The 15815-nt window shown below is 42.4% G+C and carries 13 protein-coding genes and 1 pseudogene; 3 read left to right on the forward strand and 11 right to left on the reverse strand.

Translation table 11 applies throughout. The annotated features are described in order from the left end of the window. Window positions 1-79: 79 nt before the first annotated feature. Window positions 80-227: pseudogene (locus ACP8HG_RS16420) on the reverse strand (cysteine hydrolase); the annotation flags it as partial. Window positions 228-509: 282 nt separating this feature from the next. Further along, window positions 510-695 carry a hypothetical protein gene (locus ACP8HG_RS16425; protein WP_438297222.1) on the reverse strand — a complete coding sequence of 62 codons (186 nt, stop codon included), beginning with the start codon at window positions 693-695 and terminating at the stop codon, window positions 510-512. 633 nt (window positions 696-1328) lie between these two features. Between ACP8HG_RS16425 and lepB the strand changes: the two genes are divergently transcribed. Beyond that, the gene (gene lepB, locus ACP8HG_RS16430; protein WP_067213736.1) at window positions 1329-1874 is read left to right on the forward strand and encodes a signal peptidase I; all 546 of its coding nucleotides are present in this window, start codon (window positions 1329-1331) and stop codon (window positions 1872-1874) included. 98 nt (window positions 1875-1972) lie between these two features. Here lepB and ACP8HG_RS16435 read toward each other — a convergent pair whose 3' ends face one another. Continuing rightward, window positions 1973-3937 carry an iron ABC transporter permease gene (locus ACP8HG_RS16435; RefSeq protein WP_438297225.1) on the reverse strand — a complete coding sequence of 655 codons (1965 nt, stop codon included), beginning with the start codon at window positions 3935-3937 and terminating at the stop codon, window positions 1973-1975. Then, the gene (locus tag ACP8HG_RS16440; RefSeq protein ID WP_438297227.1) at window positions 3937-4920 is read right to left on the reverse strand and encodes an ABC transporter substrate-binding protein; all 984 of its coding nucleotides are present in this window, start codon (window positions 4918-4920) and stop codon (window positions 3937-3939) included. The genes ACP8HG_RS16435 and ACP8HG_RS16440 overlap by 1 nt, the downstream gene beginning before the upstream one ends. 192 nt (window positions 4921-5112) lie before the next feature. On the opposite strand from ACP8HG_RS16440, the gene ACP8HG_RS16445 reads away from it, so the two are divergent. Then, complete coding sequence (locus tag ACP8HG_RS16445) at window positions 5113-5937, forward strand: ABC transporter ATP-binding protein (RefSeq protein ID WP_438297229.1); 825 nt, start codon at window positions 5113-5115, stop codon at window positions 5935-5937. Further along, the gene (locus ACP8HG_RS16450; protein WP_255428538.1) at window positions 5930-6637 is read left to right on the forward strand and encodes a hypothetical protein; all 708 of its coding nucleotides are present in this window, start codon (window positions 5930-5932) and stop codon (window positions 6635-6637) included. The genes ACP8HG_RS16445 and ACP8HG_RS16450 overlap by 8 nt, the downstream gene beginning before the upstream one ends. Window positions 6638-6884: 247 nt before the next feature. Here ACP8HG_RS16450 and spoVT read toward each other — a convergent pair whose 3' ends face one another. From spoVT to glmU, 7 genes are all read right to left on the reverse strand, one after another. After that, window positions 6885-7421 (reverse strand): stage V sporulation protein T, encoded by a 537-nt coding sequence (gene spoVT, locus ACP8HG_RS16455; RefSeq protein ID WP_067213740.1) that lies wholly within the window; start codon window positions 7419-7421, stop codon window positions 6885-6887. A gap of 90 nt (window positions 7422-7511) precedes the next feature. Then, window positions 7512-11042, reverse strand: a complete 3531-nt coding sequence (mfd, locus tag ACP8HG_RS16460) for a transcription-repair coupling factor (protein ID WP_067213741.1) — start codon at window positions 11040-11042, stop codon at window positions 7512-7514. A 387-nt stretch (window positions 11043-11429) separates the two neighbouring features. Next, window positions 11430-11660, reverse strand: a complete 231-nt coding sequence (locus tag ACP8HG_RS16465) for an anti-sigma-F factor Fin (protein WP_067213742.1) — start codon at window positions 11658-11660, stop codon at window positions 11430-11432. Between the two features lie 54 nt (window positions 11661-11714). After that, entirely contained in the window at window positions 11715-12278 is a 564-nt protein-coding gene (gene pth, locus ACP8HG_RS16470; RefSeq protein WP_438297232.1) for an aminoacyl-tRNA hydrolase, read from the reverse strand. Between the two features lie 307 nt (window positions 12279-12585). Continuing rightward, window positions 12586-13218: a 50S ribosomal protein L25/general stress protein Ctc gene (locus ACP8HG_RS16475; protein WP_067213744.1), complete on the reverse strand. Its 633-nt coding sequence runs from the start codon at window positions 13216-13218 to the stop codon at window positions 12586-12588. Between the two features lie 84 nt (window positions 13219-13302). Further along, a complete protein-coding gene (locus ACP8HG_RS16480; RefSeq protein WP_338654474.1) occupies window positions 13303-14262 on the reverse strand; it encodes a ribose-phosphate diphosphokinase in 960 nt (319 codons plus the stop codon). Between the two features lie 14 nt (window positions 14263-14276). Then, window positions 14277-15647 (reverse strand): bifunctional UDP-N-acetylglucosamine diphosphorylase/glucosamine-1-phosphate N-acetyltransferase GlmU, encoded by a 1371-nt coding sequence (gene glmU, locus ACP8HG_RS16485; RefSeq protein WP_438297235.1) that lies wholly within the window; start codon window positions 15645-15647, stop codon window positions 14277-14279. Window positions 15648-15815: the final 168 nt, after the last annotated feature.

Here is a 15815-nt window from a genome sequence, read left to right on the forward strand (position 1 = left end):
TTTTCAGAATACTATTCACAAAATCCATAAAGCTAATGTACCCACAAAGATTAACTTTCACAGTAGTCAAAGAAAAATGCTATAAATACTTTTTTAGGACTTGCTCTAGTGTAAGTATTGTCACAAATTCACCATGTAGTGTCGCTAGGCGATATAGTATGTACAGTTTCTGCATCATAATAGGTATCATTTTGATCCATCTTTCCAAAGGCGGCTGTTGCATCTGAGGTATTGTTATTACTTTCACCAATGGGCATAAGTTTAATCTCCCACGTATGGAAGCATTCATTCAGATAAAATGCACCTCGTTCTATATCCTTGGACACGCTGCTACACTGTTGCGGCTCAATAAGGTCATGACCCTCTGCATCATAGTTCCAGTCCCGTGATATCTCAACCCAACTTTGTCCAGCTTCCAAGTCTTTACGAGCTTTTAACGTATAAACTGCTGTGGGATCAGCGCTTTCGTTTTCAAAAACTACATAGCGAACTTCTCTTTCCATTTCATTCTATGAATCCTCTACAAATTGATTCATAGCTTCCAAGTTCTCTACATCACTTCCTACTTGAATAATGTCAGTTTCATGTGGTGTAAAAATCTCTCCGCTTTTATGTCCCACTTGTACGCTGTTTCCACACGCTACAAGCCACATGCAGATTACAATTATAAATCCAGCCTTTATAATTGGTTTCAATAAAATCATTCTCCTTTTCGCATAGTTAGATTCTGCTTGTTTAGCTTACTTTTAAGTTGAACAGGCACTATTAATATTTATGTCCCACGGCTCCCCGCCGAATATACAAAAAAATAACTCAAACTCCAAAAGATCGTTATACAGAAAATTGCTAGAAAGATACACAATATAGATTATAGTATTGAAGCCTTTAAAGGAGTCGCCGAAGCGGATTTAAAAAGGGAATATTTATTACAAAAAATATAGTATATATGTTGAACTAATGATTCTATATAATCTCTAGCGAAGGCGCCTCATAGGGGTAGCCGAAGCAATAAGACTGACAGCGGTTTTCTGTCTGGCTTATTGCGGGAGGCATCCCCTAGCGCCGAGCGTTGTTGAGTGGATTTTTTATGTCAACATATTTAGACGTTCAATTTGTTCCAATGTTTCAAATTCCCTTTATATAATCCAAGTGAAATCCATTAACTATTAAATCCTTCTTCAATTATCTACTTCCTACATAGGTATGTATCTCCCTAATCACCGCCCTAAATTTACTTATAGTGGGTAAAATTCATGTTTAAAGTATTAATAATGGGTCCCGTCTTGTACACTAAGAGATAAAGACGTTAATCGGAAGGGGAGATATGATTGGAGAAAACTGTGAAAAGTGAGTTGTTTTCTTGGATACAATCACTATTATTTGCATCTGCAATTGTTTTTATCTGTTACCAGTTTTTATTTGTACCAACGAAGGTGCAAGGAGAATCCATGTTGCCGACCTTCGAAGATAATAACCGTGTTATTGTGAGTAAAGTGAGCATGATTGACAGATTCGATTTGATTGTTTTTCATGCCCCTAATGCAACAGATAAATACATTAAAAGGGTCATCGGAGTACCCGGAGATCGTATTGAGATGATTGATGACATATTGTACGTTAATGGAAGTGTATATGATGAGCCCTATGCTAAGCGTATTGATGGAGATCCAATCACGGATCGGATAACTGGAGATTTCACGTTAGCGGAAATTACAGGGCAAGAGGAAGTACCTGAAGGCGCTTTTTTTGTACTTGGCGATCATCGCTTAAAGAGTAATGACAGTCGATATTTCGGATTCATTTCTGAGGATGCTGTCATTGGTGAAGTGAAGCTGCGGATTTACCCATTCACGGAAATCAGTATACCGAAATAAGTATATACTTGAAGGACTCCTTTTTTGGAGAATGATTAATTTTAATTGGTTTTATATATATCAAAATGAAAAGCGAGTCGCCAGTGGCGACTCGCTTTTCATTTCATTTTCCGAAGAAGGTAAAGCAAATACGGCGTGCCAATCAGCGCTACAATCAGACCACTCGGAATATCTTTCGGAGCAATAAGAATCCTTCCGACAAAATCTGCTGTGACAAGAAGCAGTCCGCCTAATAATCCAGATACGGCAAGCAAAGGCAGGTGACGGAAACCGACCAATCTACGTGCAATATGAGGTGCTACGAGCCCGACAAAGCCAATCGTCCCTACAATTGAAACGGCTGCCGTACTTATCGCGACACCAACGATCAATGCCCAAACACGGGTCGACTTTACTGAAAGTCCAAGACCCGCCGCCACATCATCACCGAACGTCAACGTATCCAAACTGCGTGTCAAGAAAATGGCCGGACCGATGAACAACGCAAATAGCAACAAGGCTAGCTGTACATCGTCCCATCCTTTTGCGTACGTACTTCCCGACAACCAGACGAGCGCAGCCGCTACGGCGAGTTTCGCTTTCACGACAAACACTTGTGTGGCGGCCGAGCCGAATGCAGAAATCGCAATTCCCATAAGTGCTACAAGCATCGGTTGGAAATTGTTTTTCCATGACGTCCCTAAAATTATACCGAGTGCAATGGCAGCTCCCACGACTGCACCTAGCGGCATATATTTGATCGGAATGGCAGGAAATAACACGAGAAGCATCATCGCCCCGGCACCACCCATTGATGTAACACCTAAAATACTTGCATCCGCCAATGGATTTCGTAATACCCCCTGCAATAATACCCCCGCAACTGCAAGCATAACCCCGACGATGAACGCCGTTAACACGCGCGGGACTCGGAAATTCCACACAACAGGTTTCAACCATTCGGTCGTCCATGCAGTGCCATTGAATGATAAAGCCAATGAAATAATAACAACAATAAGTGCGACAACGATTGTAATGACAACCGATAGTTTCACTGGTTTCAATGTACCGCCCATTTGACGGTCGCCCCGACTATGCGTTTTTGCAGTTTTCCATGCCAAGTACAACAGCCACGGTCCGCCGATCAACGCTGTCATTGCACCAACCGGTACTTCTTGTCCAGGTTGAACCAATCGCCCTAACACATCGGCTCCTATCAGCATGACACTTCCCCATAAAAATGACTGGAGGAGAATGTTCAAATGCCCTCGAACGCCAAGCATTCGAACAATATGCGGGGCCATTAATCCGATAAAACCGATTGGGCCGACTACACTTACTGTTGCAGCCGCAAGGACAATTGCAACAGCCCACGCGAGTAATTTAACAAACCTAACATTTTGCCCAAGAGACGATGCAATATCTTCACCCAGCGACAACGTATCCAATGGCTTTGCCAACACTAACGCGAGGACGAAGAACACAATGATAACCGGTCCTCCAAACGATACACCGTCCCAATTTAATTGAACAAGTGTACCGGAGCCCCATAAAAAGAGACCGTTCGTCTGGTTTTCGAATAATAGCTGCAAAGAACCTGTCATCGACGCAAACAATAACGAAATAATCATTCCTGTCAGCGCGACACGAACGGGCTCCATTTGCTTACCTGCTAGCATTACAACGAGAACGGATGACAGTACAGCACCCATCAATGCAACAATAAACGGAAAATTCCCGAGTAGCGAAGGGAAGAAAATCATTGAAATAACGACGAAAAAATAAGCGCCTGCATTAATTCCTAGTGTGCCTGCAGATGCTAATGGGTTGTTCGTCAACGTCTGCAATACAGCCCCCGCCACTGCAAGGGCACCACCAGCAAGTATCCCGATTATTAACCGCGGAAGACGTAGAGAGAGCACGATGTCCTGCACGCGCCCCTCTGTCCACACTTCTTTTACTAATTGGGTAACAGTATAATCCGCTTGACCTTGTGTTAAGTGAATAAAAGATAATAAAACCAACAGGAACAACCCAATAATCATAACTAAAAAGGATCGTTTTCCTGAAGTCTTTCTTGCCATTACTTACTTACCATCGCGCTTGTAATTTTATTAAGCAGTGTTTCAGCTGAAAGAGGACCTCCATATAACCAAGTATCCCCGCCTAGATCATACAGACGGTCTTCTTTCACGAAATTCAAGTTCTTCCAAACTGCATTATCTTTTAATTGTTTCTCATAAATATTGTCGTCGGCCTGAACGATATACAAATAGTTTGCATCCTCATACTTCGTTAGCCCCTCGACGTTATACGTACTCGAACCGTAAATTTCAAATTGATCTGGGATATGGATGTTGTTTAAGCCAATTTTCTCTAACATAATTGAAGCCATTGAGTTTGGCGTAAATACACGAACTTCAGGTGCTTGAGGTCCCGTATAGGCAAGTGTTAAGACAACATCTTTTGTTTTCAAACCGGCATTTTCGATAGTCGTTTTCGCTTCTTCATATTTCACATCCAGGTCAGCTAATACCTGTTTCGCTTCATCCTTTTTATCAACCGCTTTTGCAATCTCGTTAAATGTTGTTATCATTTCTTGATACAAATCCATTTTTTCATCTTCAGGATACGGATTAAAAATGACTGTAGGCGCAATTTTCTCTAAATCCGCAATCATCCCATCATGACGGAAGCTAGTACCGATGATCAAATCCGGTTCCAATGCAGCAATCGCCTCCAAATTCGGTTCTTGGCGACCTCCAACATCTGCTACGTCTTTGCTAAGCTCTGCATCGATATTCACCCAATCATGATATTCTTGTATATCCGCCATCCCAGCAGGCTGAATGCCTACTGCCAATAAATCTTCCGCATATGTCCATTCTAAAACAACGATTTTTTTAGCAGGCTTATCAAGCGTCACTTCACCATTAACACCCGTAATTGTTATACTATTTTCTACTTTTTTATTGTCTGCAGCTTTATCTTCTTTCTTCGAAGAACAACCTACCAACAACACCGCAAAAAGCGCTAAAATAAGCAGGGATTTTAAAGACTTCTTCATACTTAACATTCCTCCATTTATCTATATCTTGATTATTATTCTCATTTAGTAGTTTAAACTTGATTAGACGGCTTTGTAAAGTTTATTCAAAAATAAATGACCATCATTCTCAATAGATGCTAAATATGCTATGCTTATCTCTAATTGAAAATGAAAATCATTTAGATTCCCTATAGATATGGAGGCATTCCAATGCATACCTCAATAAAAGCTGAAAACCTATCGATTGGCTATCAAGATAATCTACTCTTTGAAAACCTGAATTTATCGATTCCTAAAGGCGAAATTACTGTTTTCGTTGGCAGTAACGGCTGTGGTAAGTCTACGTTACTCCGTTCAATTGCTCGTCTTTTAAAACCCTCTGACGGCTCTATTTTACTTGAAGGTAAGGATATCCACTCGCTGTCTTCACGTAATGTAGCTAAGAAAATGGGTATTCTTCCACAAGGACCTGTATCACCTGAAGGGCTGACGGTACATGATCTTGTGAAACAAGGACGCTATCCACACCAATCGTGGCTCTCAAGATGGACTGAAGAGGACACGAAGAAAACAGAAGCTGCAATGACAGCGACTAGGATAAGTGATCTACGAGATCAATCGATCGACACGTTATCAGGTGGTCAGCGGCAGCGTGCATGGATTGCAATGACACTGGCTCAAGATACAGACGTCATTTTATTGGATGAACCAACGACCTACCTCGACATGACGCATCAGATTGAAATTCTTGATCTACTGTTCGAATTAAATGAACAAAAAGGCCGTACCATTGTAATGGTGCTACACGATTTGAATTTGGCCTCCCGTTATGCGCACAATATCGTCGCCATTAAAGATGGCGGTGTTCATGCGCAAGGCAAGCCAGAGAATATTATTACCTGCGATTTAGTCCGAGCTGTGTTTGGGATGGAGTGTCAAGTTTCCACAGACCCTCTTTTCGGTACACCACACTGTGTTCCATTCGGACGGGGCCGTTGTATCGTACCGGGACTTCGGAAAAATACGGGTGCTTAAGTTACACGCAGAACACATTTCTGCACTAGAACGTTTCAGTGTGCGTATCGGTGAACAGGCGACCACGTTTATGTCGGCGGCAGATATGTTATCCGAATCAGGTTGCGACAAACTATTTGAGATAATTCAAAGTTTGTCTGGTGCCCCAACGAATACTGTCGCTACATCTATTTATATGAGAAGGCATGGTTTTTTCATTGCTGCCCAACTACATTTAATGAGTGAACATAATTTACTTTGGGCTGGTGATTTGGACGATGTATCGTTATTCATCGAAAATGATACAATCTTTTTTTCCGTTCCACCTGCCGGCTTTAGACTCGTACAAAACCGTGAAAAAGATATCCGCTTTATTCTTGAGACCTACGGATACCCTGTCGTTGACTATTTAAGCAAGCGTGCAAAAATTGCGAAGTTAATTTTGTGGGAAAACATATGGGGGTACGTCTTATGGATGTACTCGATGCTGCTTCAAGAAAATTCCTTATTTGCACAGCAAGATTTAGATGTTTTATTGGATGATGAAGCTTGGAAACCTGCAATGCGCCGCTCCCCTTTCAAACAATATTTGAACAACCAACAGGCACTGGACGCTATGGCGAATTATAAACGATTAACATGTTGTTTGTATAAGGAGCTTCCGAACACGGAAAAATGCCCCTATTGTCCACTGGCAAAGAGTAAAAGTACAAACGCCTAAGTTCAGAGGCAACAGCCATAAAGCCATATAGAAGATATTCCAAATTTGCACCGTCTTGCAGCAATAAGGGGGGATTTAGGTCAATTCCTACCCACTGCGTAACTCACTTCCTCCGCGCATTTTGCGTCCGAAGTCTAGACGTATAAATTCTATGTTGGAAATTATCCTCAGTTCGAGATTTTATAATTTCCTAGACGTTAAAAACAGCCCACACAAACCGTCAATATCCGGTTCGTGTGGGCTGTTTTTATGGTTCCATCTGTTTCGCTAAAAAATGCGCGGCCGTTTCCGCCGCTTTCATTTCAGTTTCGCCGATAAAATGCACCTTTGATAACAGGTAAACAGCACCAATCGTATCCCCCGCAGCAATAATGGGTGCAATACAATAAGACTTCACCTGCTCCACTTGTCCAGGCACCCACTCAATCGCCTTTTCAAGTTTTTCGGTAACGATTTTACGGCCTGTCATAATCTCATCGAGATCAGGCGACAACTGGCGATTCAAATAATCTTTTTTCGATAATCCGGACACGGCAATCATTTCATCCCTGTCACTAATGAGCGCAGGCGTGCCTAGTGTTTCGTACAATGTTTCCGCATACTCTTTTGCAAATTGACCGAGTTCTGATATCGGCGAATACTTCTTCAAAATTACTTCGCCATCCCGGTCGGTAAAAATTTCAAGTGGATCCCCTTCACGAATCCTTAGTGTCCTTCGAATCTCTTTAGGGATAACTACCCTGCCAAGATCGTCGATTCTGCGGACGATTCCCGTTGCCTTCATACATGATGCCTCACTTTCCACAAAATTGAACGTTAACTTTGTTTCAATTGTAGTATGCATCAAGGATGGACAAAATATGCAACACGCCCTTTAGACGGAATCACTAACAACAGTTTCCTTTAAAGACGACTGAAGAATTCGCATCATTTCTTCAAGTACATCAAATGCAGTCTGTTTCCCTGTATGACGCTCATCGATTCTCATGATAAGACAACCATTTTCCATCGTGAACCCAACTGCACGACCAAACGCCATTGAATCGGATACCAGTTTTGCGCCGTCTGTTTTCGCAGTTCCTTCAGGCGATATGCGAACTTCAATAAGCGATTGTTGTTTCTTGATGGATTCGGCACCCGCGATACGTCCCCAAGCTTTTACCCTTGCAACACGTAGTAACAAGTCAGCCTCGAGCGGCATATCACCGAATCGGTCTGTCATTTCATCGACAAGTTCATTGTAGTCGGTTTCATTTTCAATCGCTTTAACCATTTTGTACATTTGAATCTTTTGGAATCCATCACGTACATACTCATCTGGAATATATGCATTAAGCGGCAACGCAATTTCCAAGTCTGGTATATCCGCTTTTACAATACCTGTCTGCTTCTGCTCAACAGCTTCTTGCAACAATTGAGAATAAAGATCGAAACCAACCGAGTCGATGAAGCCATGTTGCTGAGAACCAAGTAAATTACCCGCACCACGAATTGATAAATCACGCATCGCAATTTTGAAGCCCGAGCCAAGTTCCGTAAATTCCTTAATTGCTTGAAGACGGTTTTCTGCAACCTCTGTCAGCACCTTATCACGCTGATAAAGGAAATAGGCATAGGCAACACGATTCGAACGCCCAACGCGCCCACGTAGTTGGTAGAGCTGTGATAACCCCATACGGTCAGCGTCTTGAACGATAAGTGTATTGACATTCGGAATATCGATACCCGTTTCAATGATGGTTGTCGTTACAAGAACATCATACTCACCTTCAAGGAAACTTAAAATCACCGACTCAAGTGCCGACTCGCCCATCTGACCATTGGCAAATCCAACTCGCGCTTCAGGCACAAGCTGCTTGATTTCATCGACTTTACGCTCCATATCTTCCACCCGATTATACAAGTAGAATACTTGCCCACCACGGCCCATTTCCCTTTCAATTGCCTCGCGGACAAGTGCAAAGTTTTGCTCCATAACATAAGTCTGGACAGGGAAACGGTTTGCTGGTGGCGTTTCAATAACGGACAAATCACGAACACCGAGCATCGACATATGGAGCGTCCGTGGAATAGGTGTTGCGGTCAATGTCAGGACGTCGACATGTGTTTTTAACTGTTTAAGTTTTTCTTTATGCGTTACGCCAAATCGCTGTTCTTCATCGACAACAAGTAAACCAAGATCATGGTAGGCGATATCTTTAGAAAGAAGGCGATGTGTACCAACGATAACGTCGACTGTTCCCGCTTTCAATCTTTTCAACGTCTCCGTTTGTTCCTTCTTTTTACGGAAACGATTTAAGAGGGAAACTTCAACTGGGAAACCAGAAAAACGCTCTTTCATTGTTTCGTAATGCTGTTGCGCTAAAATCGTTGTAGGTACAAGGAATGCTACCTGCTTGCCATCTGATACAGCCTTGAATGCAGCACGAATTGCAACTTCCGTTTTACCATAACCAACATCCCCACAAAGTAAGCGGTCCATTGGACGTTCTTTTTCCATATCCAATTTCACTTCAGCGATAGATCTGAGCTGATCATCGGTTTCGTCGTAAGGGAACGCGTTTTCAAATGCCATTTGCATGTCGTCATCCACTGCAAATGCATGTCCCTTTTCCGATTCCCGTTTGGCATACAGCTCAATTAGGTCGTCCGCAATGTCTTGTACTGCTGCGATAACTTTTGTTTTCGTTTTCTTCCAGTCTGCCCCACCCAGCTTATGCAGTTTCGGTTCTTTTTCCCCGGAGGCGACATATTTCTGGATTAAATCGATCTGGTCGGCAGGAACGAATAGCTTATCTTCTCCGCGGTACCTGATGTCGAGGTAATCTTTATGAATACCGCTTACTTCGAGCGTTACAACCCCGTAATACTTCCCAATTCCATGATGAACGTGAACGATATGATCACCTGGCTTGATTTCCGAGTAACTTTTGATGCGTTCTGCATTGGTCATCTTTTGCGGACGTGCTTTCCGTTTCGGTGTCCCTTTGAAGAGCTCAGAATCTGTTATAACAGCCATCCGTTGAAACGGCAGCTCGAAGCCAGCAGACAAATCGCCATCAATGACAATTATGCCACCTGCTTTTGACGGTTTGCCAGACAAGGCAGATTGCATATCGTAATCTTCAAGGATAGATTGGACTTTCTGCATTCGTTCATTGCCGTCTGCGATAATGAAAATATTGAAACGTCCTTGGTGCCAGCGTTCTATCTCATTTTTCAATAAACTCATCTGCCCATGGAACTGCTGCATCGGTTTACAAGAAAACGTCACTGTCTTTTTCACAACAATTCCTGGAACTGTGCGCACGAAAAGGGATAAATATACTTTTCGTTGCTTTAATGTTCCATGTACCTCTTCGAATGAATATGAAGTTTTTGCATCATGAACAATTTTCCCTTCTTCAAGAAGAGCAACCATCCATTCCTTTTCATCCGACTCTAGTGATGCAACAACCTCAAGGACCCGTCCGATTTCATCAAATAAAACGATTCCGTTACTTGGAAAATAGCTTTCAAGGGAAGTCGTTCCAGCTGAAAACGATGCATATTTCAACATGTTTTCCGGAATGGATCCCTCCCTCATTAAAGCAATATCCCCCTTCATATTAATGGTTAACCGTTCTTTCGCATCCACATCGTTCATCTTCTTCAAACTAACGCCAAGCGCATTCTCCAGGTTTTCTGCGATGATCGTCAAATCTTCAGCCTTCCAAACAAATTCGGCAGCGGGAAGAATTGACACGTCTTTCAACTTACCTGTTGAGCGCTGATCTTCCGCCGAGAACGTGCGAATCGAGTCAACATCCGTATCAAATAATTCAATCCGTACGGGTTCTTCCAAATTCAGCGGATACAAATCCAGGATACCCCCACGCAATGCAAACTCACCTGGCGCTGTTACCATTGACTGTCTCGTATAACCCATTGACACAAGTCTTTCAAGCCATTCTTCCATATTAATTTCTGCGCCTATTGTCGTTGATAATGAATTGGATAGCCAGCGTGCTTTTTCAGGTAATAGTTTTTTCATGCCTGCAATCGGCGTGATATATACCCCCTTCCCAGTTCGTACCATATGATCTAATGTATCGATGCGCTGGGCGCGAAGTTCATAGCTCGAAACAGAAAAGTCCGCAGCAATGAGTTCCTCTGCAGGGTAAAGGTGGACGAGTGAATCGCCCAACATTTTGACGAGGTCTTCATATGTACGCTGGGCTTGCAATAAATTTGGGGATACGATAAGAATGGGCCGTTTGCTCGACTGCTGAAGCACTTTGAAAAGAATCGACTTCGCCCCGCCTGACAATCCCGCGATAAGTTGACGGTCTATTCCCGCCTCCAACTCTCCCACTAGTTCGTCAATCTCTTTCTCTTGTAAAAACAAATCTATTAGTGATTCCAATGCTACACATCCTTTCTTTCATAATAATAGTAGGCGTTCAAAAAGGGCTAGGCCATTCAAGTGCGCCAAGTCCAAACTATATTTATATATTGGAAAAATAATTATCTATATATGTTGTAATAAAGAATCCTACCAACAACGCTTGGCACTAGGGGATGCCTCCCACAATAAGCCGGATAGAAAATCACCGTCAGACTTATTGCTTCGACTAACCCAGTAGACGCCTTTGCTGGAAATTATCTCATTAACTGGACATCAAGTAACCGAAGCCCTAAGACCCCCCCTTATGCCGCAGCCAATTCAAAATAATTTAATAGTTCAACACAACTACCTTTAGACAGAAAAACAGAAAAAGCTTTGGACGCATTTAGCGCCAAAGCGTACATCTTATTGAAGCCATTTGTTAAGTGTATAGTAGTCCGGGAATCGTTGAAGCGATTGCTCACACTGTTCGCAGATGCATCGCACCGTCAATGCCCCGTCTTTTTCATACGTCAGAAAATGCTCAACTTCCTCTTCGTCCATCTTGTGCAGCAGAAGGATAGCCTCCTTCGCAGATTCAAACGGAAGTGTGCCAATTTCAGTCTCACAATGCCGGCAAGTATAACGGATCGCCATTTTAGTCTCCGCCCCTTTTCTCAAAGTATAGGCGCAAGACGGCTTTATTATTCCTTATACACCATTAAAGTTGTTCATGACATCATTAAATGGTTTGCCCAGCCACGCTTCACATGCGGATGCACTTTTTTTCACCATGTCTTCAATTAATGGTTTTTCATCTTTGCCGAAAGGTGCTAGAACGTAATCAGCCACTTTCATACCACCGATGGGACGACCAACACCGATTCGGATTCGATTGAACTGGTCCGTACCAAGATGAGCAATAAGTGATTTCATGCCGTTATGGCCACCCGCACTGCCTTTTTGACGCAGTCGAATTGTTCCGGGAGCAATATCAAGATCATCATACAGAACAACGATATCTTCTACGTCGATATCGAAGTAATCCATCAATGGCCGAATACATTCACCAGATAGGTTCATATAAGTAAGCGGCTTGACAAGCATTACTTTACCTTCCGGACGATGGACAACCGTATACATGCCACCAAATTTCGATTGTACCGCAGTGATTGGCAGACGAGTACTAAGCTCGTCAATGACATGAAACCCCACATTATGGCGTGTTTTTTCATATTGTTTACCCGGATTTCCGAGTCCTATTATCATTTTCATAGATTTCATCTTCCTTTTACACTAGAGGATTTAGAAAAGCGCTAGAGTCTAGACACCGATTCATGTAGATAAAGTTATATTTTCCTATCCTTGAGAAAAGCACAAGGAAACGATACAGATGCCATGGGCTTAAAGAGAGCAAAAAAGGCAGTCTAAGTGAGCGACTTCCTGTCGCAAACGACTGCATAGCTATATCTTAGGAGCCTTGTGACTAGTGCTAAGACACTATTCCAAGTTAAAAAACCTATAATTACTTAACTATGAAACAGAAAAGAAGCGCACGGATTTCCGTGCGCTCATGTTTGTATTACTTCGCTTCTTTCTTCTCACCAATCACTTCTGGCTCTTCTGATTCAGAAGCTTCGCTTTCAAGTTCTTCCATCTCCGCCGCTGTACGTGGTGATGAAATTAGAACAAGTGCATGATCATCTTCGTTTAAAATCTCATATTTCGAATTCGCACGAATTTCAGCTACTGTAATCGTTTCGCCGATTTGAAGTTTTGAAATGTCGATATCAAATGTCTCCGGAATATCCGAAGGTTTCACTTTGATGGTCACTTCACGGTTCGGTTGTTGAAGTACGCCTCCCTCTTTCAAGCCAACAGATTCGCCAATAAGATGTATAGTAACATCTACTTCAAGCTCCTCTGTCATATTGATAGCAAGGAAGTCCGCATGTCGAATTTCACCTTTTAATACGTCAGATTGATAATCGTTTAGGACAACATTAAGGTCCTTCCCGTCAATATTAAGTTTAATAACGCCATTACGGCCCGTTATTTGTAATGTTTTCAGTAAGTCTCGCTCTTTTACTGAAATCGATGTAGCTTCTGTTTTATAACCGTAGACGACCGCTGGAACATAGCCCTCTTTACGTAATCCAGTTAGTGCTGATTGTTTTGATGGTACTCTCGCTTCTGATTGTATAGTTGTACTCATTTTATTTAATCACCCTTCTTTAAAAAAAGTTGTGTTAACTAATAAATACCCAATGACAAGCGACATGAAACATCTAAATTAAATTTACTCAAACAATGTACTAACAGATTTCTCTTCGAACACACGCACGATCGCTTCTGCAAGCAATGAAGCGATAGAAAGTTGCTTGATTTTTGGGGATGTTTTCGTTGCCGGAAGCTCAATTGAATTTGTAATAACCAATTCTTTAATTTGCGAATTATCAATTCGTTCGATTGCTGGACCTGACAACACTGGGTGTGTACAACAAGCATACACTTCTTTTGCTCCACTTTCGATTAAAGCGCTCGCCGCAATTGTGATTGTCCCTGCTGTATCGATAATATCATCAATTAGGATTGCTGTTTTCCCTTCAACATTGCCAACGATATTCATCACTTCAGCAACATTTGGGCGTGGGCGACGTTTGTCAATAATCGCAATAGGTGCTTTCATGCGGTCCGCCATCTTACGCGCACGCGTTACACCGCCATGATCCGGTGATACAATAACAAGTTCATCAGTGTTAAAACCTTTTCCTTTAAAGTATTCTGTAAGGATTGGCTCAGCAACAAGATGATCGATTGGGATATCGAAGAAACCTTGGATTTGTGGTGCATGCAAATCGATTGCAATGACACGGTGGGCTCCTGCTGTTTCAAGTAAATTTGCAACAAGTTTCGCTGTAATCGGTTCACGTGAACGTGCTTTACGATCTTGGCGCGCATAGCCATAATAAGGCATAACGACATTGATTGTGCGTGCTGACGCACGTTTCAAAGCGTCAATCATAATAAGAAGTTCCATCAAGTTTTCATTGACAGGGTACGATGTCGACTGGATGACGAATACATCGCAGCCACGGATACTTTCTTCGATATTGATTTGGACTTCTCCGTCACTGAATTGTTTGACCGAGCATTTGCCAAGTGGACGTCCGATTTTTTCCGCTACTTGCACCGCAAGTGTTTGGTTCGAATTCAAAGAAAATATCTTAAGTTTATCGTTAGGATAGTGATTAGCCATCATGTTCCCCCTGTTTAACTGAGTTTTAGTTTGTTTGCATATCCTTCTTTATTCTCCTGCCGTGCACGCGCAATTGCAAGTGAACTTTCTGGCACACTTTTAGTAATTGTCGATCCAGCTGCTACATATGCACCTTTTCCAACTGTAACTGGAGCGACTAAATTGGAATTACAACCAATAAATGCATTATCTTCGATTGTTGTAAGATGCTTGTTCTTGCCATCGTAGTTAACAGTGATTGTTCCACAACCTACATTTACATGCGACCCAATTTTTGCGTCACCAATATAGCTTAAATGTGACACTTTGCTACCTTCACCTAGTGTCGCCTTTTTCACTTCCACAAAGTTACCGATTTTCACACTGTCGCCAAGATCAGAGTCCGGGCGGATATGTGCGAACGGTCCTATTGCCGTAGTTGAACCAATTCTGCTAGATAGTACAACAGATGAATGTACATTTGTATTATCACCGATTACACTGTCGACAATCTGGCTATTTGGTCCTATTACACACTTATTGCCGATAACGGTATGACCTTCAATCATTGTGCCCGGTTGAAGAACTGTATCACGGCCAATTTCGGCTGCCGCGCTTATATACGTGCTTTCGGGGTTGATAATTGTTACACCATTCCGCATATGCTTTTCAGCTATACGTCTACGCATGACACGATCTGCTTCTGCCAAGACTACGCGGTCATTGATACCGAGTGTTTCACTGAAATCCCCTGTCACGTATGCTGAAACGAGTGCATTTTCAGATTGCAAAATACCGACAACATCAGGGAGATAGTATTCCCCTTGCGTATTATTATTTTCCACTTTTTTCAACGTTTCAAAAAGTGTCCGATTGTCAAAGCAATAGGTCCCTGTATTGATTTCCGTCACTTTTTGTTCTTCAGGAGTTGCATCTTTCTGTTCAACATTTCGGAGGACTTGGCCACTCTCTCCCCTGATAATACGCCCGTATCCTGTTGGATCATCCGCATTAGCCGTCAAGATAGTTGCTTTTGCTCCTGTTGCTTTATGATGCGCAATCAATTCCTCCATTGTCTCAGAACGAATGAGCGGCGTATCTCCGCATACAACGATAGTCGTACCATCCAAGTCACCAATAAGCCTCTCAGCCTGCTGAACAGCATGTGCCGTGCCTAATTGCTCTTGCTGTAGCGCATATTCACTTTTCTCTCCAAGCGTTTCTTCTACCGTTTCTGCACCATGTCCAACAATCGTAACAATTCGACCAATACCAAGACCGCGTATATGATCAATTACGTGTTCGACCATCGGTTTTCCACAAACGGGATGCAGTACTTTATATAAATCGGACTTCATCCGTGTACCTTGCCCTGCAGCCAGGACAACGGCATATGTATTTGTCATTTAATAGCCCCCATGAATGAGGGATGAAGGCGAATCCCCCTCGAATGTTTTCACTATTGACTATAGCTGAAAACGGGCTAATTTTCAACCTCATACCTCTTGACAAGTTGATTACAATCTTTTATCATTATTTTCTCTTTTTTATTCAGCTTTTTAATGCCAAAAAAA

The sequence above is a fragment of the Sporosarcina sp. FA15 genome, from assembly GCF_051550195.1.
GTDB classification, from domain to species: domain Bacteria; phylum Bacillota; class Bacilli; order Bacillales_A; family Planococcaceae; genus Sporosarcina; species Sporosarcina psychrophila.